Source organism: Paeniglutamicibacter sulfureus (assembly GCF_039535115.1).
Lineage (GTDB): Bacteria > Actinomycetota > Actinomycetes > Actinomycetales > Micrococcaceae > Paeniglutamicibacter > Paeniglutamicibacter sulfureus.
In genome coordinates, this window is sequence record NZ_BAAAWO010000001.1 from 4,263,826 (window position 1) to 4,281,352 (window position 17,527).

General features: G+C 63.8%; 14 protein-coding genes and 3 tRNA genes. 15 read left to right on the forward strand and 2 right to left on the reverse strand.

Annotated elements, in window-relative coordinates; genetic code table 11:
* Window positions 1-5 precede the first annotated feature (5 nt).
* Together ABD687_RS19300 and ABD687_RS19305 are read left to right on the forward strand one after the other, a co-directional pair.
* The gene (locus tag ABD687_RS19300; protein WP_310288814.1) at window positions 6-440 is read left to right on the forward strand and encodes a GntR family transcriptional regulator; all 435 of its coding nucleotides are present in this window, start codon (window positions 6-8) and stop codon (window positions 438-440) included.
* Between the two features lie 124 nt (window positions 441-564).
* A complete protein-coding gene (locus tag ABD687_RS19305; RefSeq protein WP_310288812.1) occupies window positions 565-1,809 on the forward strand; it encodes a hypothetical protein in 1,245 nt (414 codons plus the stop codon).
* 79 nt (window positions 1,810-1,888) lie between these two features.
* On the opposite strand, the gene ABD687_RS19310 is transcribed toward ABD687_RS19305, so the two are convergent.
* Window positions 1,889-2,902 carry an LLM class flavin-dependent oxidoreductase gene (locus ABD687_RS19310; protein ID WP_310288809.1) on the reverse strand — a complete coding sequence of 338 codons (1,014 nt, stop codon included), beginning with the start codon at window positions 2,900-2,902 and terminating at the stop codon, window positions 1,889-1,891.
* Window positions 2,903-3,031: 129 nt separating this feature from the next.
* On the opposite strand from ABD687_RS19310, the gene dusB reads away from it, so the two are divergent.
* The 13 genes from dusB to ABD687_RS19375 all read left to right on the forward strand — a co-directional run bounded on the left by dusB (window position 3,032) and on the right by ABD687_RS19375 (window position 16,990).
* Entirely contained in the window at window positions 3,032-4,228 is a 1,197-nt protein-coding gene (gene dusB, locus ABD687_RS19315; protein WP_302262695.1) for a tRNA dihydrouridine synthase DusB, read from the forward strand.
* An 8-nt stretch (window positions 4,229-4,236) separates the two neighbouring features.
* The gene (locus ABD687_RS19320; protein ID WP_310288806.1) at window positions 4,237-5,520 is read left to right on the forward strand and encodes a deoxyguanosinetriphosphate triphosphohydrolase; all 1,284 of its coding nucleotides are present in this window, start codon (window positions 4,237-4,239) and stop codon (window positions 5,518-5,520) included.
* Window positions 5,521-5,592: 72 nt separating this feature from the next.
* Window positions 5,593-7,470 carry a DNA primase gene (gene dnaG, locus ABD687_RS19325; RefSeq protein WP_264268120.1) on the forward strand — a complete coding sequence of 626 codons (1,878 nt, stop codon included), beginning with the start codon at window positions 5,593-5,595 and terminating at the stop codon, window positions 7,468-7,470.
* Window positions 7,471-7,537: 67 nt separating this feature from the next.
* Window positions 7,538-7,613, forward strand: a tRNA-Asn gene (locus ABD687_RS19330).
* Between the two features lie 238 nt (window positions 7,614-7,851).
* Window positions 7,852-9,276, forward strand: coding sequence for a lipase maturation factor family protein (locus ABD687_RS19335; RefSeq protein ID WP_310288801.1), 1,425 nt, complete (start codon window positions 7,852-7,854; stop codon window positions 9,274-9,276).
* A 202-nt stretch (window positions 9,277-9,478) separates the two neighbouring features.
* Window positions 9,479-11,161 (forward strand): ABC-F family ATP-binding cassette domain-containing protein, encoded by a 1,683-nt coding sequence (locus ABD687_RS19340; RefSeq protein ID WP_264268118.1) that lies wholly within the window; start codon window positions 9,479-9,481, stop codon window positions 11,159-11,161.
* Window positions 11,162-11,250: 89 nt separating this feature from the next.
* Window positions 11,251-11,323, forward strand: a tRNA-Asn gene (locus tag ABD687_RS19345).
* Between the two features lie 162 nt (window positions 11,324-11,485).
* The gene (locus ABD687_RS19350) at window positions 11,486-12,367 is read left to right on the forward strand and encodes a phage holin family protein (RefSeq protein WP_264268117.1); all 882 of its coding nucleotides are present in this window, start codon (window positions 11,486-11,488) and stop codon (window positions 12,365-12,367) included.
* A 129-nt stretch (window positions 12,368-12,496) separates the two neighbouring features.
* Window positions 12,497-13,150 carry a CDP-alcohol phosphatidyltransferase family protein gene (locus ABD687_RS19355; RefSeq protein WP_310288794.1) on the forward strand — a complete coding sequence of 218 codons (654 nt, stop codon included), beginning with the start codon at window positions 12,497-12,499 and terminating at the stop codon, window positions 13,148-13,150.
* Entirely contained in the window at window positions 13,138-14,049 is a 912-nt protein-coding gene (locus ABD687_RS19360; protein ID WP_310288793.1) for a DMT family transporter, read from the forward strand. The genes ABD687_RS19355 and ABD687_RS19360 overlap by 13 nt, the downstream gene beginning before the upstream one ends.
* A gap of 90 nt (window positions 14,050-14,139) precedes the next feature.
* Complete coding sequence (locus ABD687_RS19365; RefSeq protein WP_302262690.1) at window positions 14,140-15,327, forward strand: glycosyltransferase; 1,188 nt, start codon at window positions 14,140-14,142, stop codon at window positions 15,325-15,327.
* A gap of 124 nt (window positions 15,328-15,451) precedes the next feature.
* Window positions 15,452-15,525 (forward strand) — tRNA-Ile (locus ABD687_RS19370).
* Between the two features lie 274 nt (window positions 15,526-15,799).
* Complete coding sequence (locus ABD687_RS19375) at window positions 15,800-16,990, forward strand: glycosyltransferase (RefSeq protein WP_310288790.1); 1,191 nt, start codon at window positions 15,800-15,802, stop codon at window positions 16,988-16,990.
* Here the strand turns inward: ABD687_RS19375 and ABD687_RS19380 are convergent.
* Entirely contained in the window at window positions 16,987-17,478 is a 492-nt protein-coding gene (locus tag ABD687_RS19380; protein ID WP_302262688.1) for a M23 family metallopeptidase, read from the reverse strand. The two genes, ABD687_RS19375 and ABD687_RS19380, sit on opposite strands and share 4 nt — an antisense overlap.
* Window positions 17,479-17,527: the final 49 nt, after the last annotated feature.

Sequence of the window (17,527 nt, forward strand, 5' to 3'; positions counted from 1 at the left end):
CAGACGTGGCGATTGCACATGAAGGCCGTGGTTCCCTCGAACCCGCGATTTCGCCGTCGGCGGGTCAACTGGATATCGGCACAGTTGCCGTTGACCCGGCCAGCCCCACGGGGCCGGCCGAACAAGTCCGCAGCCAACTCACCGCATTGATTCAAAGTGGTGTGCTGCCTGCCAACGCGAAGCTGCCCACCGTGCGCCAGCTCGCGGGGGACCTGCGTTTGGCCGCCGGCACGGTGGCCAAGGCCTACAAGGAATTGGAATCAGCGGGGTTGGTCCGCACCGGCCGGGCCGCCGGAACCCGGGTCAATCCGGGCCGGGGCCTGGCCGAACCGGCACTCGCCGAGGCACAGGTCTTTGCCCGGGCTGCCCGCACCGCGGGCCTGAGCCTCGAGCAGGCCCAGGGATTGCTGGCCGTGGGGTGGGATCGCACGGCCAATTGAGGATTTCGCATCATCTCCGCCACCACCTGCCGGCGTCCGCACGCCAGGTGTCGGGACATCGACACAGCGTCGAAGGCTGCGGATGACGGACCCCTGAGGGTCCCTGCAGAAGGTCGGATGAACGATGGAACTCTCAACGACGACGGTTCTTATTCTGGTTGCGGCAACAATCCTGTTGGTGGCCCTCCTCTGGGTCCTGATCCGCGCGGTGCCGCGCACCCGCGGGAAGCTGCGGGCGGAAACCTCTCGGCTCGATGTTCCCTCCCGGAGAGTGGCGGCAACGCTCCTGGCCGGATGGGGCACCGCCGCCGGCTGGGCGCTGGCGGCCGGCATTGCCGTCTATCTGGTGCTCCGCGTGGGCATGGAAGTGTGGACCCGCGGGGTGGCAACGGCAGCGCATGCGCCGTATTTCGAGGAAACCGAAGAACACTTCCAGGGATTCATGGCATGTCAACGTTTGCCGGAGTCGAGTCCGGGGGCCACCGAGGCGGACGTGGAAAGATGCTACGACGCGTTGGGTGAAGCGCCCCTCGCTCCGCCGCAGGCCAATGACGCGTGGCCGCTCTTGCTGGGGTTGCTGGTGCCGTTGGTTGCGGTGATGGTGACCCTGGGATTGCTGGCCCTGCTGGTCGCCCGGAGGAAGAACCCCGAAGCTGCGGGCGCCACGGCGGCATCGGCGCACGTGCAACCCCGTGGATTCCTGAGCTTCGGGCCGCGCTGGGCCATGGCAATTCCCGCGGCCGCCGCATTGTTGCTCTGCGGATGGCTGGTGGCCACGGGGCTGGCCTCGAGCAAGGATGCCTACGGTCGCTTCACCAGACTTGTCGTCCAGCGAAACTCTGCCGCAGACGACCCCGAGGTTGGTTATGCCCTGCCGCTGACCCCCGGGCCGCAATCGGTCGATATCCACGGCTGGTTTTTCGGGGTTCCCGTGATTGCCGCGGCGCTAATTCTGCTGGTGATTGCCGTGCTGTTGCTGCGTTCGTTGGCCCAAGCCCCGCGGCCCAGGGATCCGAGCCTGTTCGGGGTCGATGACCTGGCCCGGAAGCTGAAGGCAAAATTCGTTGCCGGTGTGGCAGGTGCGGGAATGCTCGCGGCGCTTGCCCCGGTGGCAGTCCACACCGGTGGTGCCATGCTCACCGTGGCCGGCGACGTGCGCGCGGTCGGGGAGAACGTCGAATTCTTTTACCACGACACCATGCTCAGCGGCGCCTACAGCTACGTCGCCGGACTGCTGTTCACTGCCCTGGCCATCCTCATGCTGGTGCTGTCTGTTGGGGCGGCCGTTGAGCTGGTCGCTGCGCGAAAACTGGCCGTGGCACTTGCCCTGGACGAGGAAAAACAGGGCTCGGGTCCGGAATTCCGATAGGCCTTCGAGCAGCAAGTGCGCTTGGCGTTCCGGTCCCCAGATATGGGGGGCGGGACGCCAACGGCATGGGACAGGTCGACTACTTCTTCCAGCCCAGCTCGCGCGCGATGTTCGCGATCTCGGTCATCACGTGCGCGTTGTAGTCAACGCCGAGCTGGTTCGGCAGGGCGAAGAGCACGTAGTCGGCCTCGGTGATCGCGTCGTCGTCCAAGAACTGCTGCGCGACCTCCTCGGGGGAGCCGGCATAGGTGGGGCCCGAGCGGGCCACCGATCCGTCCAGCACACCCACGGAATCCCCGCGCTCGCGGCGCCCGAAGTAGATCTCGTCCGTGTCGGTGGTGATGGGGAACGCGCTGCGGGTCACCGCGGTCAGCCCGCCGGTGCTGTGTCCGCTGGCGGCATAGGCGTCCTTGTATTGGCGCAGCTGGTCGGCCTGCAGCACGTGGAAGGGCCGCCCGTCGTCCTGAAGCAGCAGCGTGGAAGAGAGCAGGTTCATGCCGACTTCGCCGGTCCACAGCCCCGATCCGATGGTCGCGGCACCCCACCAGATCCGGTTTTCCAGGCCCGGGGAGACCGGGTTGATCGGGAGCAATTGGTCCTGGTCGTGGTGGCGTTCGGGCATCGGGTGGGCCATGCCTTCCCCGGCGATGGCTGCACGAAAGCGAGCCGCCCGTCGGCGCGTTTCATTCGCCCAGTTGTTCCCCGGTTCCAGGTCGTAGCCGAACTGGTGCTGCCCGTCGCGGGCGGATTCGGGCGAACCACGGCTGATGCCCAGCTGCAGGCGCCCATTGCTGATTGCGTCGGTGGCCCCGGCCATTTCGGCCATGTAGAGCGGGTTCTCGTAGCGCATGTCGATCACCCCGGTGCCGACCTCGAGCGTGGTGGTCTTCGCCGCCATGGCCGCCAGCAGCGGGAACGGGGTGGAGAGCGAATTGCCGAAGTGGTGCACCCGCATCCAGGCCCCGTCGAACCCGGATTCCTCGGCCGCGACCGCCAAGTCGACCATCTGGCGCACGGCATCGGCACCGGTGGGCACCGGGGAGTTGCTGGAACCTCCCGAGTGGCCGAAGGTCAGGAACCCAATCTTTTTCACGCCTCGTCCTTTGCATGCAAACGTATGTGTAATGGGTACATCCTTGCGAGGCCACCCATTATTCCCGGTGTGATGCACAAGTTGGCGCCCGGCGCCCACGGATTTGGATCTATTTGAGAGAATGGGTTAGTGACTGCAATTTCCGACGTAACCCAGACCGGCGCGCCCTCGACAGCGAAACTTGAGCTGCCCCCGCTCCAGCTGGGAAAACACACCATTGACACTCCGGTGATCCTGGCCCCCATGGCCGGCATCACCAACAAGGCCTTCCGCCGGCTTTGCCGTGAATACGGTGGTGGCGTGTACGTCACCGAAATGGTCACCTCCCGCGCGCTGGTGGAACGCAATGCCGAGTCCATGCGCATCATCTCCCACGACCCGGACGAGGAACTGCGCTCGGTGCAGCTCTACGGCGTGGATCCCAAGACCGTCGGCGCCGCCGTGCGCCTGATCGTTGAGGAAGACCGCGCCGACCACATCGACCTGAACTTCGGCTGCCCGGTTCCCAAGGTCACCCGCAAGGGCGGGGGAGCGGCCCTTCCGTGGAAGACCGACCTGTTCACCTCCATCATCAAGGCGGCCACCACCGAGGCCGCCCGCGGGGACGTGCCCTTGACCATCAAGATGCGCAAGGGCATCAACGAGGACCACCTCACCTACATCGAATCGGGCAAGATCGCCCGAGACCACGGCGTTGCCGCGGTCGCCCTGCACGGGCGCACCGCCAGCCAGTACTACTCCGGCAAGGCCGACTGGGACGCCATCGCGCGCCTGCGTGAATCCCTCCCGGACATGCCGGTGCTGGGCAACGGCGACATCTGGAGCGCCGAGGACGCGGTGGCCATGGTCAAGCAGACCGGCATCGACGGCATCGTCGTGGGCCGCGGCTGCATGGGCCGCCCCTGGCTCTTCGGGGACCTGCAGGCAGCCTTCGAGGGCACCGACAAGCGCTACACCCCGGGCCTGGCCAAGGTCGCCGAGACCGTCTACCGCCACGCGGAACTGCTCACCGAGTACTTCGAGGACGAGTTCAAGGGCCTGCGCGACATCCGCAAGCACATGGCCTGGTACTTCAAGGGCTACCCGGTCGGCGGGGACATCCGCTCCGCCCTGGCCCAGGTGCCCACCCTCGAGGTGCTGCGCGAACTGCTGGACCAGCTGGATCTGTCCATGCCGTACCCCGGCAAGGACGCCGAGGGCCAGCGCGGACGCGCCGGATCCCCGAAGAAGACCCACCTGCCCGACGGCTGGCTTGCCACGCGTGAGATGGACGAGAAGCACAAGGCCATGATTTCCGCGGCCGAACTAGACGTTTCCGGCGGCTAAGGAGCCCAATGTTGCAGATTCGCGGCTACACCGAGGCGGACGAGGATCGATGGGTACCCGAACCGCCCAAGAAGGCGTACCGGACGGCGTTTGAGCGCGACCGCGCCCGGGTACTGCACTCCTCGGCGCTGCGCCGGCTGGGGGCCAAGACCCAGGTCGTGGCGCCCTCCTCCGACGACTTTGTCCGCACCCGGCTGACCCACTCCCTCGAAGTGGCCCAGGTGGGCCGCGAGCTCGGCGCCACCCTCGGCTGCGACCCGGACGTGGTGGACACCGCCTGTCTGGCCCACGACCTGGGCCACCCGCCCTTTGGCCACAACGGGGAGAAGGCGCTGAACGAGCTGGCCGGCGACATCGGCGGCTTTGAGGGCAACGCGCAGACCCTGCGACTGCTCACCCGGATCGAGACCAAGACCTTCAGGCACACCGGTGCCTCCGCCGGGCTGAACCTCACCCGCGCCTCGCTGGATGCCGCGTGCAAGTACCCGTGGCTGCGCGAAGACGCCCCGGAGAAGAACGGCAAGAAGACCTCCAAGTTCGGGGCGTACGTCGACGATGCCCCGGTCTTCGACTGGCTGCGCTCCGGCTCCGGCGCCCAACCTCGGCAAACCTGCATCGAGGCACAGGTCATGGACCTGGCCGATGACATCTCCTACTCGGTGCACGACGTCGAGGACGCCATCAACGCCGGACGCTTCCAGCTGCGCTGGATCAAGGACAAGGACCAGCGGGCCCGGGCGATCACCTTCACCCGGCAATGGTATTTGCCGCACGTCGAGGACGGCGTCATCGATGCCGCCTTCGCCCGGCTCGAGGCCACCAATGAATGGGTGCCGCACGCCGATGGCTCGCGCCGTTCCATGGCGGCACTGAAGGACATGACCAGCCAGTTCATCGGGCGCTTCTGCCAGTCGGCCATCGACGCCACCCGCGAGCAGTTCGGGCCGGGGGAGCTGACCCGCTTCAACGCCGCGCTCATCGTCCCCGAATCCACCGAACACGAGATTGCCGCGATGAAGGGCCTGGCCACCGCCTATGTGATGACCAGCGACGAACGCAAGCCCATCTACGCGCGGCAAAGCGAAATCCTCACCGAGCTGGTGGCCCTCCTGGCCGAGACCGGCGACAAGTACCTCGAGCCGCTCTTTGCGGCCGACTGGCGCGACGCCGCCGACGACGCGGGCCGGCTGCGCGTAGTCATCGACCAGGTGGCCTCGCTCACCGACGCCTCGGCCATCGAATGGCACGCCACCCTGGTGTTGGGCAAGAGCTTCAACGAACGGCTCTTCTAGGCCGGCAAGCCCGATCCACAGCCCGCAGCGGAACGGCGCATTCCATCCTCGAATCGTCACTAGACTGGGTGTATGGCAGGCCTGATTAAGCGTGAAGATATCGACGAAGTCCGCAACCGCACGGACATCAAGGAAGTCATCGACGGATATGTGACGCTGAAGTCCGCCGGTGTCGGCTCCTGGAAGGGCCTGTGCCCCTTCCACGACGAACGTTCCCCGTCTTTCCACGTGCGCCCGCAGGTCGGTTCCTTCCACTGCTTTGGCTGCGGCGAGTCCGGCGACGTGATCGCCTTCCTGCAGAAGATGAACCACGGCACCTTCTCCGAGACCGTGGAGCAGTTGGCCGGCCGCGTCGGCATCGAACTGCACTACGAGGACGGGGGCACCGGCCCGCGCCGCGAGGAAACCGGCCGCCGCCAGCGACTGCTCGACGCCCACAAGATCTCCGAGGAGTTCTTCCGCGAACAACTCACCACCCCCGGAGCCGCGGCCGGGCAGAAATTCCTGTCCGAACGCGACTTCGACGCGGAGGCCGCAGCGCACTTTGGCGTCGGCTACGCGCCCCAGGGCTGGGACGCGCTGCTCAAGCACCTGCGTGGGCGTGGCTTCCAGGACGAGGAACTCAAGCTCACCGGCATCTTTTCCGAGGGCAACCGTGGCATCTACGACAGGTTCCGCGGCCGCCTGATCTGGCCCATCCGCGATCTCACCGGAGCCACCATCGGCTTCGGAGCGCGCAAGCTCTACGAGGACGACCAGGGGCCCAAGTACCTCAACACCCCCGAAACCCAGCTCTACAAGAAGTCCCAGGTCCTCTACGGTGTCGACTTGGCCAAGAAGGAAATCACCAAGACCCGCCAATTGGTCGTGGTCGAGGGCTACACCGACGTGATGGCCTGCCATCTTTCGGGCATCGGCACCGCGGTTGCCACCTGCGGCACCGCCTTTGGCACCGACCACATCAAGATTGCCCGGCGGCTCTTGCGTGACGACGGATCCGGCGGCGAAGTGGTCTTCACCTTCGACGGCGACGCCGCCGGCCAGAAGGCCGCCCTGCGCGCCTTCGAGGAAGACCAGAAATTCATCGCCCAGACCTACGTCGCCGTCGAGCCGACCGGAGCGGACCCGTGCGACCTGCGGCAGAAGCGCGGCCCGGAGGCGGTGCGCGAACTCATCGATTCCAAGCGCCCGCTCTTCGAATTCGCCATCAAGGCGGGATTGAAGAACTACAACCTGAATACCGTCGAGGGCCGGGTGCAGGCGCTGCGCGTCAGTGCCCCGATTGTTGCCGAGATCCGTGATTCGGCCATTCGCCCGGCCTACGCACGTGAACTTGCCGGTTGGCTCGGCATGGACATGGAGGACGTCAACCGGGCCGTGGGGGCCTCGGTGCGACGCAACCGGATGCCCAAGGCGGAGGAACCGGTCCGCGGAGGCGCCGGCCATGCGGCACCGGAGCAACCTGCCGCCCCGGTCTACTCCCGACCCGATCCGCGCGATCCGGTATCCCGGATGGAACGCGAGGCACTGGAAGTCGTGCTGCAGCAGCCGGCGCAGCTGACACCGGAGCAATGGCAGGCGTTCTATGACGCCCGCTTCATGGCCCCTGCCCATGCCGCGGTGCACGATGCCGTGCGCGCTGCCGGAATGGCAGGTGCCACCCCGTCGCAATGGGTCGAGGCCATCCGGCAGGAAGTCCCGGAACCCTTGCGATCTTTTGTCTCCGAACTGGCAGTGACTCCGTTGCCCGCAAGCACCAGCGAGGCATTGCTGCGCTATTGCAATGACATCATCAATCGTCTCTTTGAGCTGCAAATCACACACTTGAAGGCGGAGAAGATGGGTGAGCTGCAACGCATGGATCCCGCGGGGGATCCGGAGGGCTTCCAGCGCATCAATCGCGAGCTGTTGGAGCTGGAATTGCGCCGCAGGGCACTGCGCCAGGACTAGTTGCAGCCGGGTGTGGGCGACGATTTTTGTTTTCCCGAAACCTTGTGTAGAGTATTTCTCGTTGCATTCCTCCGTAGCTCAATTGGCAGAGCATTCGACTGTTAATCGAAGGGTTACTGGTTCAAGTCCAGTCGGAGGAGCCAAAACAAAAGAATCCGCATTTTCTTCACAGAAAATGCGGATTCTTTTGCGTTAACCCACCATGGCCGGGAGGGTGCCATTGAGGAGCGCTCCAAGGCGGCGTTGGCGAGGATAACGACCCAGTGCGTTGCACCGGATTTGGCCCGGCTCAGTCTGGCAAGCAGACAGGCAGGCGCTTCTCGCCTATGGCCCCGTTGGCAGGGCATGGCCGCCGTGTCCCGATGAATCTAAGCTGATGCCATGGAATGGCTGGCGGCGTACGACTACGGCCTGGCCCGCGAAATCCTGCAACGCGGGGTTGCGCTGATCTACCTGATTGCCTTCATTTCCACCCTGAACCAGTTCCGGGCCCTTGCCGGCGAACGCGGCCTGCTGCCCGCGCCCCGGCTACTTGGCGGACCCGGCGCCCGCCGTCCTACGATATTTAGCAGGATCGGGTACTCGGACCGGAAACTGGTGGCGGTGTGCGCCGCAGGGTGTGCCATTTCCGGGGTACTGGTCGTCGGGCTTCCCCAGGCTGGACCTCCGTGGCTGCCGCTCTTCGCCTTCCTTGCCCTCTGGGGCTTGTACATGTCGATCGTAAACGTGGGGCAGATTTTCTACGGTTTTGGCTGGGAAATGCTGCTGTTGGAGGCCGGGTTCACGGTGGGCCTGCTCGGTTCCCGGCAGGTCCCGCCACCGCTGACCATTCTGTTGCTGATCGCCTGGCTGGTGTTCCGGCTGGAGTTTGGAGCGGGCATGATCAAGTGGCGTGGGGACCCGGCCTGGAGAAACCTCACGGCCATGTACTACCACCACCAAACACAGCCGATGCCCGGGCCGTTCAGCCGCCGGGCCCACCTGGCCCCAAAATGGTGGCACCGCTGCGAGGCGGCGGGCAACCACGGCGCCCAACTGGCGATCCCGTTCCTGCTGTTTGCGCCCCAGCCACTGGCCTCCATCGCGGCGGGCATCATCATTGCCACCCAGCTGTGGCTGGTGGCCACCGGCAACTTCGCGTGGCTGAACTGGATCACCATCGTGCTGGCTTTCTGCCGGGTCAGCGACCCGGTGCTGCGACGGCTCATCCCCTGGCTGCCACCCGAAAGCAGCGCGCGAGCGGAGGCACCCGTCTGGTGGACCGTGACCGTGCTGATCGGCACGCTGTTGTTGGCCGTGCTCTCCGTTCCGGCGCTGCGCAACCTGTTCTCATCCGATCAGCGCATGAATGCGGCCTTCAACCGATGGCAATTGGGCAACGCCTACGGTGCCTTCGGCTCGGTCACCAGGGAGCGGATCGAAGTCGTCATCGAGGGCACCGAGGACGAATCACCTGTCGAGGCCACCTGGCTAGAGTACGGGTTCAAGGGGAAACCGGGGGACGTTTCCAAGAGGCCGCGCCAATTCGCGCCCTATCATCTGCGCTTGGACTGGATGATGTGGTTCCTGCCGCTGGGATCCTTGAACCAGCGCTGGTTCCATGCGCTCTTGGTCAGGTTGCTGGAGGCCGATGCCCGGACACTGGCACTGTTGGGCCATGACCCGTTTTCCGGCAGGAAGCCGCGCTTCATCCGAATACTGACCTATCGCTATCGTTTCGCCACCGATGCCCAGCGCAGGGACACCGGAGTCCATTGGGTGCGCGATAGGCGGCAGCTGGAGTTCGGTCCGCTCGAACTTCAATAACCGGCCGCAACCGGTTCGCGACTTCACTGACAACTCGCGCCACGGATCCGACAAAGTTCGGTGCGCGACACCGGGTACAAGTGGCCGGCATCCGCCCGGTGCACGACTACGGGGAACACGCTGGACTACACCGGGGGACCTTGCCGGGGTCTCGGGGTGACCCCGGTGGGGCTCCAGGCCGGGACATCAGTAGGATGGGAAGGTGGCTCATATCGACGTATCCGACATCCATTACTTCCTCTCCGACGGAACCCAACTCCTGGGCGGCGTGACCTTCAAGGTCACCTCGGGATCAAAGACCGCTCTGATCGGCCCCAACGGCGCGGGAAAGACGACGCTCTTCAAGATCATTGCCGGGGACCTGAAATCGGATGAGGGCGCTGTCAGTCGATCCGGGGGCATGGGCATCATGCGGCAGTTTGTTGGCCAGGTGCGCGACGAGTCCACCGTGCGCGACTTGCTGGTTTCCACGGCTTCGGCGGACCTGGCGGCAGCCGCGAAGGCCGTGGATGAAACCGAGCTGCTCATGATGGAATCCGACGACGAGAAAATCCAGATGCGCTATGCCCAGGCCATCATCGACTGGGGAGATGCCGGCGGCTACGAACTGGAAACCGCGTGGGACAAGGTCTGCATGGCGGCGCTCGGCGTGCCCTTCGACCGCGCCGCCCACCGCCTGGCATCAACACTTTCCGGCGGCGAGCAAAAGCGGCTGGTCCTTGAGGCCCTCTTCGAAGGCCCCGACGAGCTGTTGCTGCTTGACGAGCCCGACAACTACCTCGACGTCCCGGGCAAGCGCTGGCTCGAAGCCATGCTCAACGCCTCGCCGAAGACCGTCCTGTTCATCAGTCACGACCGCGAACTGTTGAACAACGCAGCCAACCGCATCGTCACCCTCGAACCCGGCCACTCCGGCGCCACGGCCTGGATCCACGGCGGCGCGTTCGGTTCCTACGTCGACGCACGGCGCGAACGCAACGAACGCTTCGAGGAACTGCGCAAGCGGTGGGACGAGGAGCACGCCAAGCTCAAGGAGCTGGTGAACATGTACAAGAACAAGGCCGCCTTCCGCTCGGACATGGCCAACCGGTACCACGCCGCCCAAACGCGCCTTGCCAAGTTTCTCGAGGCCGGTCCGCCCCAGGCCATCCCTCTTGAACAAAACGTCAACATGCGGCTCAAGGGCGGGCGAACGGCCAAGCGCGCCATTGTCGCTGAGAAGCTTGAGCTCACCGGGCTGATGAAACCCTTCAGCAACGAGATCTGGTTCGGGGACCGCGTGGCGATCCTGGGCTCGAACGGTTCGGGCAAGTCCCACTTCCTGCGGCTGTTGGCCTCGGGCGGAACCGACCCGGAACGCGAACACCTGCCGGTCTCGGAGGTCGAGATTGCCGAGGTCCCGCACAACGGAACGGTGAAGCTTGGGGCACGCATCCGTCCCGGGTTCTTTGCCCAGACCCACAGCCGACCCGACCTCCTGGGCAGGACGTTGCTGGACATCCTGCATCGAGGCGACGAACACCGCTCGGGCATGGCCAGGGAAGCGGCCTCCGGAGCGCTTGACGGTTACGGCCTGGCCGGCCAAGCGGAGCAGAAATACGATTCCCTCTCCGGCGGACAGCAGGCACGATTCCAGATCCTTCTGTTGCAGCTTTCCGGGGCAACCTTGCTGCTGCTTGACGAGCCGACCGACAACCTTGACCTGCATTCGGGGGAGGCGCTGGAGAGGGCCATCGAATCGTTCGTCGGTACCGTGCTGGCGGTGACCCACGACCGCTGGTTCGCCAGGTCATTCGACCGGTTCCTGGTCTTCGGTTCCGATGGAAAGGTCTACGAGTCAGCGGAACCGGTCTGGGACGAGAAGCGGGTACAGCGCCAGCGGTAGTGGGGACCTGCTCCGGGCGTGCGGGCTGATCAACCAGCTTTCGATTTGGGGTTCCAATCGGCGCTCTGGTAGTGTTTTACCTGCTTCATTCCTCCGTAGCTCAATTGGCAGAGCATTCGACTGTTAATCGAAGGGTTACTGGTTCAAGTCCAGTCGGAGGAGCGCACGTAGGAAACCCCGTTCTCCATTGGAGGGCGGGGATTTCTTGTCTCAAGTCGATCTCATACCCTGGGTGTACCCCTGCAGGTTGAGCCGTTTAGGCACGTCCGGGTGATAGTTTTGGGTTGAGCGGCCCGGGCCTAGGCCGCATGAAACGGAGAGACCATGTCTGGATCGGAATCGACTGGAAACCAATACCAGTCAACGCCACTAACCATCAAGGGACAGGTAAGCGGACTTAGCCACCTGATCCCGAACCAGGTGGCTGACGAAGCACGCATCGCCGCCATCGTCCTGAAGTCAAAGGGCATTGGCGTTGGCATTGCTGCAGGTGCCGGTATCGTGGCCCTGGCCTTGCTGGCCTTCATGATAATTGCCTTGGTCGTGGCCCTGATCATGGGAATCGGAACGGTCATTGAACCTTGGCTGGCAGCACTGCTTGTCGCTGCCGGATTCCTCGTTCTGGCACTGATCCTTGCCGCATTCGCCTTCTTCAAGTTCAAGAAGACCATGCCGCTGCTGCCTGACGAAGCGATTCGCGGGATCCGGCACGACCTTGGCGTGGTCAAGGACGGCAGCGCCTTCGATGTTTCGACGCTTGACGAGCCGAAACCGTCCAAGAAGAAGGACGAGCAGGACGAGAAGGAAGCCAAGAAGGACGATCACGAGGCAAAAGCCGAGAAGCTTACGCACAACGAACTGATCATCCGCACCCGGGAACGTCGCGAAAAGATTGCCTTGCACCGCGACGGCCTGGGACAAAAACTCGAGGTGCCACTCCACCTTGGAGAAAAATTCTCCGGCGCGGGACAAGCCGCCGGCGACGCGGTGTCCAAGGCCGCCGGCCAGGCCAGGCACCTGGCGGACACCGCATCGGGGAAGTTTTCCGAAGGCATGGAGCGGGCAACCGAAAAGGTGGGATCCCTCAGCGGTTTTGAAGGCGAAAACACCAAGGAGGCCCTGCGCGAGCGGTGGCAACCCTTGGCGATCATGGCCGGCTCGGTGACGATGTTCTTTATCTTCCTGCGCAAGCTACTGAGCAAGTAATCAATAACCCGGTGCGGCCAGGCTGAAAACCCTGAACCGCCGCACCACCGGTCACGACTCCCGTCGATCAACCCGATCAGGGGACGGGGAAGCGCGAACCACATGCCACGTGAATAGTCCCACCAGTCCATGAGCACGGAACAGACCATGAAAGAGGAGGGCATGCGCATTTTTGGAGCGGGGACACGCGACAACTTTGAATACCGCGAGCTCGCCACCTTCTGGACGGTGCCGAACCTGATAACTGTTCTCAGGTTCCTTCTGGTGCCGGTGTTCGTCTGGCAGACGCTCACCATGCATTACGGCTGGGCTACGCTCACGTTGGCAATCCTGGGTTCCTCCGACTGGATCGATGGATTTGCGGCCCGCCGCCTCGATCAGATCTCAACCGTTGGCAAGTGGCTGGATCCCGTGGCTGACAGGCTGGCGCTGATTGTTGTCGCCACGACCTTTGTGTCGACAGGAATAGCCCCGGCATGGCTGGTTTTTTCCATCGTGGTTCCCGACGCCGTCTTGATCATCAACGCATGGGTGCTCTTTCGGGGCAATCCCAATCTGCCGGTGAGCAACCTCGGAAAGTTCCGTACCGCGTTGCTTTTGGTCGGGACTCCGTTGCTGCTGCTGGGAAACACGGATTGGGGCAAGGGAAGCATTCTGGGGGACATCGCGACTTGGGCACTGGCGCTGGCCTGCGTACTTCACGTGATTGCTGCGATGCAGTATTTTGTACAGGCGCGGAGCAAGGCCAGGGCACTGAGGTCGGGAACTGAATGGTCTGGCTAGCGGTCACGGCGGCGATTGCCGGGGCATTCTTTCTGGCCTTTGGCACGCAGCGACAATCCAGTGTGGTGCGCGCCAGCGCCGGCGGACTGGACGTGACCGGATGGGGGATGCTTCGTCTTTTTAGGACTCCCCGCTGGGTCCTGGGCTTGGTCCTGCTCGCCATGGGGATGAGCCTGAATGTCTATGCCTTGGCGAGCGCTCCATTGACCGTGGTCCAGCCCATCGGTGCAATTGCGCTGGTCATCACCACGGTGGTCAATGCCCGCGAGCACCACATCAAGATGAATCGGCCCACGATCCTGGCGATCATTGCCTGCATGGTGGGAAGTGCGGCCTTCGTCTTTCTGGCCATCGAGGTCAGTGCCGAGGAGCACAAGATCACGAGCGGGCAGGAACTGCTGACCATCCTGATCCTGGCGATCGCCGTTGCCGTTTTCGGCGGGGCCGTTGTGGTCTTCCCACATAGACTCGGCGCGTTCTTCTACATTCTGGGTGCCGGGGTCCTCTTCGGGTTCGTGGCGGTGCTGGTGCGCACCATTTCCGTGTCGCTGCTCGATCCAAACGGGCGGTTCCTGGCCAACGTTTCGTGGTACTCAATCCTGGCGGTGGTGGTTGCCGGCCTGCTCGGTTCCTACTTCGTGCAGAACGCATATTCGAAGGGCCCGCCGGACCTGGTCATTGCCGGACTGACGGTGATCGACCCCATCGTCGGCATCTCCATCGGCATCGCGATCCTGGGTGAGCTGGATCCCAATGTCCAACCCGCCATCGCGCTAAGCATGGTCGGTGCCGGTTGCATTGCTATCGTAGGGGTGATCGCCTTGTCGCGACATCACCCGGACGTGCTTGAACGCAAGGCCGAAGCCAGACGGCGGACCAAGGTCACCGATGGCAAATAGAGCTTGCCGTAGTCCTGCAATTGCCCAACAAGACAATGAAACGACAACCGTGGCCTCGATAGCGGTCATGTCAAGGAGTGAACGCACCACGTGACGGGCGAGAAACCATTGAAAATCGTGATTGCGGCGGATACCTATCATCCGGACGTCAACGGCGCAGCAGTCTTTTGCTATCGACTGGCCACGGCCATGACAGAGCGCGGGCACGAGGTGCACGTCATGGCCACCCGGCCGGACAAGGGGCCCACTGTCACCGAGGTCCTGCCCGAAGCCACCGTTCACCGGCTGCGGTCGCATGCCGTGCCGACGCACGAATACTTCCGTATTTGCTTCCCCTGGGAAGTCAACCCGGAGATCAAGCAGCTGCTCGACGAGATCAAGCCGGATGTGGTCCACGCTCAATGCCACTATATGATCGGCCAAGGCGCCCTGGCCTTTGCCAATAAACGCGGTAGCCGAACCGTGGCAACGAACCACTTCATGCCGGAAAACCTGGACCCGTTCCTGCCTTTTCCCCAGTGGTTCAAGAAGATCGTGGCGCGGAACTCTTGGCGCGACATGGGCAAGATCATGGGCAAGGCGAATGTTGTCACCACGCCGACGCCGCTGGCTGCCCGCGCGATGACCCAGTATGCGCGCTTGGACAAGGTCTTGCCGCTGTCCAACGGGATCGACTCCAGCAACTATGAGCTTGGCGCAGCGGAGTCGATCGACCGGAATCCATATCCCACGATCCTATTCGTGGGCAGGCTGGCGGTTGAGAAGAACGTCAACGAACTCATCGAGGCGCTGACTTTGATGAAGACGGTCCCCGATGCCCACCTTGAGGTCATCGGCGGTGGCGAGCAGCGCGCGCCGTTGGAAAAGCTTGCCCGTGAAAAGGGGGTTGCGAGCCGCGTGCACTTCCTGGGCCATGTCGACGACGAAGAACTGCGCAGAGCGTACCTGCGCTGCGATGTGTTCTGCCAGCCCGGAACCGCTGAGCTCCAATCCCTTGTGACCCTGGAGGCGCTCTCGGCGTCCAAGCCCGTGGTGTTGGCCAATGCGATGGCCTTGCCGCACCTTGTTGATGACGGAGTCAACGGTTACCTATTCGAGCCGGGGGACCTGGCTGGACTGGCTGGCAAGCTGGATTCGATCCTGGGCATGACAGCTGCGGAGCAGGCGGTGATGGGCAAAGCAGGGCATGCCAAGGCAGCCCTGCACAGCCACAGCAAGACCATGGACACCTTCGAGGCGATCTATCGCGGTGCCGTCGCGGAGGATTTTCTTCCCTGATACTGACGCCAGTCAGAGTTTCCCGGCAAGGGAAGATGAAAACCTGCGACGGAATCCATTAGGATAGCTGGGGATGTTTGGCCAATTGCCGCAGTTGGCGGTGATTCGATCGAACATCCATGTTGGGGCGGTAGCTCAGTTGGTCAGAGCAGGGGACTCATAATCCCTTGGTCGTGGGTTCAAGCCCCACCCGCCCTACACGTCAACGGCCTAGTCAGAAAATCCTTGCAGGGATTCTGGCTAGGCCGTTTTTCGCATTCGGGGTGGTAGTTGCGGGAGAAGTCAGCAGACAACCAGATTCCCGCGAGACGCCCCGCCACGTCTTTGGGTGGTGGCCGTCCCTTATCTATTAGGCTCGAATTACCTGATCGTCAGGAAACCTGGCGCCTCTCGCGTGGGCATGCTCTGCCTGCCGCACCTTCAGCTTCACGCCCGACCGCAGAAAGGACGAGCCCGGTCAATGCATTGCGTTATGTTTGTCGACCAGCACCCCGACACCCTGGGTGGCATGCAGACCTCCGTCCGGCTGCAGCGGCGGTTTCTTGAGCTGGCAGGACACCGGGTGACGATCGTTTCACCCAAGTACCGCGGCAAGCACATCCCCGACCAGGCCGTCATCGAGCTGCCTTCCTTGCCCCTGGGACCGGGGGAGTACTCCATATCCATCCCCGGCAAGGTCAGCGACAAGTTGTTGGCCAAGGCAATGACCGAGCGCGGACCGGTCGACGTGGTGCACGTCCAGGCAGACTTCTGGCAGGCCATCATTGGCTATCGGTTCGCCAAAGACAACAACCTTCCCGTCGTCCACACCATGCACAACCGCCTCGATGTGGGGATTGCCGCGACTATGCCGCTGCCGGGTCTGGTCCAGCGCGGGTTCGGCCTTGCCCAGAAGGCATTCCTGGGCACGGGCAAGCCGGTGGCTGCCGATGCCTGGACATATCTGCAGCGGTTCACCGATCACGCCCAACGCGTGACCGCGCCCTCCAGCCATTTCGCCCGCCTGCTGGAGGACGAACGCGTTTTTGCGCGAGTCGACGTCGTTCCCAACGGAATGGACGATGGCCTCGCGTCGGATTTGCTGGCCCAGCCATCCGCAAAACCCAACACGCGGCCGAGGCTGGCCTGGGTGGGAAGGTTTAGTGCGGAGAAGCGACTGCTTCCCTTCCTCGACGCCGTGGCACTCTCCAATATCGACGCGGAGATCCACGTTTTTGGCGACGGAGCGGACCGGGCCAAAGCCGAAGCCAAGGCCCAGGCCATGGATAGGCCAACAGTGGTCATCCGCGGCAAGGTCCCCTACGGGCAAATGCTTACGGAGCTCCGGCAGGCCGATGCACTGGTCCAGACGTCCCAGGGATTCGAGACCCAGGGCATGACGGTCTACGAGGCGGCAGCCCTGGGCACACCTTCGCTGCTCAGTGACCGGAATATTGCCGAGGACTTGCCCAAGGGCGTCTACTGGCTCACCGAGGACGATACGGTTGCCGCGCTCGCCACGGCCCTGGAAGATTGTGTCGACCAGGTCAAGGCGGGCCACGGTCCGTTGACATCGTCCTTCGACCCTGCATCATTCCTGCAAAGCCGGCAGACCCAACTCATGATCAAGGTCTACGAGGACGCGGATCGCGAATTCAGGTCCCGAAGCCTGCCGAGCGGCTAGTCCAGCGGCAAGAGAATCGAGGGGCGGGTGTCGATGATGGTGAGCAGCGGGTCGATGTATTCACCGTCCAGCCGCAAGCCCCAGTGCAGGCAGAGCGCGTCACAGTGCGCACCGGCCCCGACCATGCCGATCTCGTCGCCCTCCGAGACGATGGCGCCGACCTCCAAGGTGCTTCGCACCGGCTCGAAGCTGGAGAGCAAACCGGAGCCGTGGTTGATGACAATGACCGGCCGGTCCACGATGTGCCCCGCGAAGGAGACTATGCCTCCGGAAGGTGCGCGGACGGTGTCACCGGGGGCTGCCTGAAGGTCGGCGCCCCGATGGCCGCTGAGCCAGCGTTGGGCCGGAGGGTCGAATCCGCGCACGAGTCGCGGCACCGGGGGCAATGGCCAACTCCATGCACCGGCCGGGACCAGGCCTTGGCTTGCAGGGCGAGGGGCGGGCGGGGAAGCACTGGCCGGGGCCAACAGCACGGCGGTGCCAATCATTAAGCCTGCCAGGGACGAAACCATTTTCATGACCCCAAGCATGGGTCCG

Excerpts from the sequence above, each read along its gene's own strand:
- dnaG (WP_264268120.1), top strand. The coding sequence starts at position 5,593 with ATGGCAGGCCTGATTAAGCGTGAAGATATCGACGAAGTCCGCAACCGC.
- ABD687_RS19380 (WP_302262688.1), bottom strand. The coding sequence starts at position 17,478 with ATGATTGGCACCGCCGTGCTGTTGGCCCCGGCCAGTGCTTCCCCGCCC.
- ABD687_RS19355 (WP_310288794.1), top strand. The coding sequence starts at position 12,497 with ATGAGCACGGAACAGACCATGAAAGAGGAGGGCATGCGCATTTTTGGA.
- ABD687_RS19305 (WP_310288812.1), top strand. The coding sequence starts at position 565 with ATGGAACTCTCAACGACGACGGTTCTTATTCTGGTTGCGGCAACAATC.
- ABD687_RS19350 (WP_264268117.1), top strand. The coding sequence starts at position 11,486 with ATGTCTGGATCGGAATCGACTGGAAACCAATACCAGTCAACGCCACTA.
- ABD687_RS19375 (WP_310288790.1), top strand. The coding sequence starts at position 15,800 with ATGTTTGTCGACCAGCACCCCGACACCCTGGGTGGCATGCAGACCTCC.
- ABD687_RS19360 (WP_310288793.1), top strand. The coding sequence starts at position 13,138 with ATGGTCTGGCTAGCGGTCACGGCGGCGATTGCCGGGGCATTCTTTCTG.
- ABD687_RS19335 (WP_310288801.1), top strand. The coding sequence starts at position 7,852 with ATGGAATGGCTGGCGGCGTACGACTACGGCCTGGCCCGCGAAATCCTG.
- ABD687_RS19320 (WP_310288806.1), top strand. The coding sequence starts at position 4,237 with ATGTTGCAGATTCGCGGCTACACCGAGGCGGACGAGGATCGATGGGTA.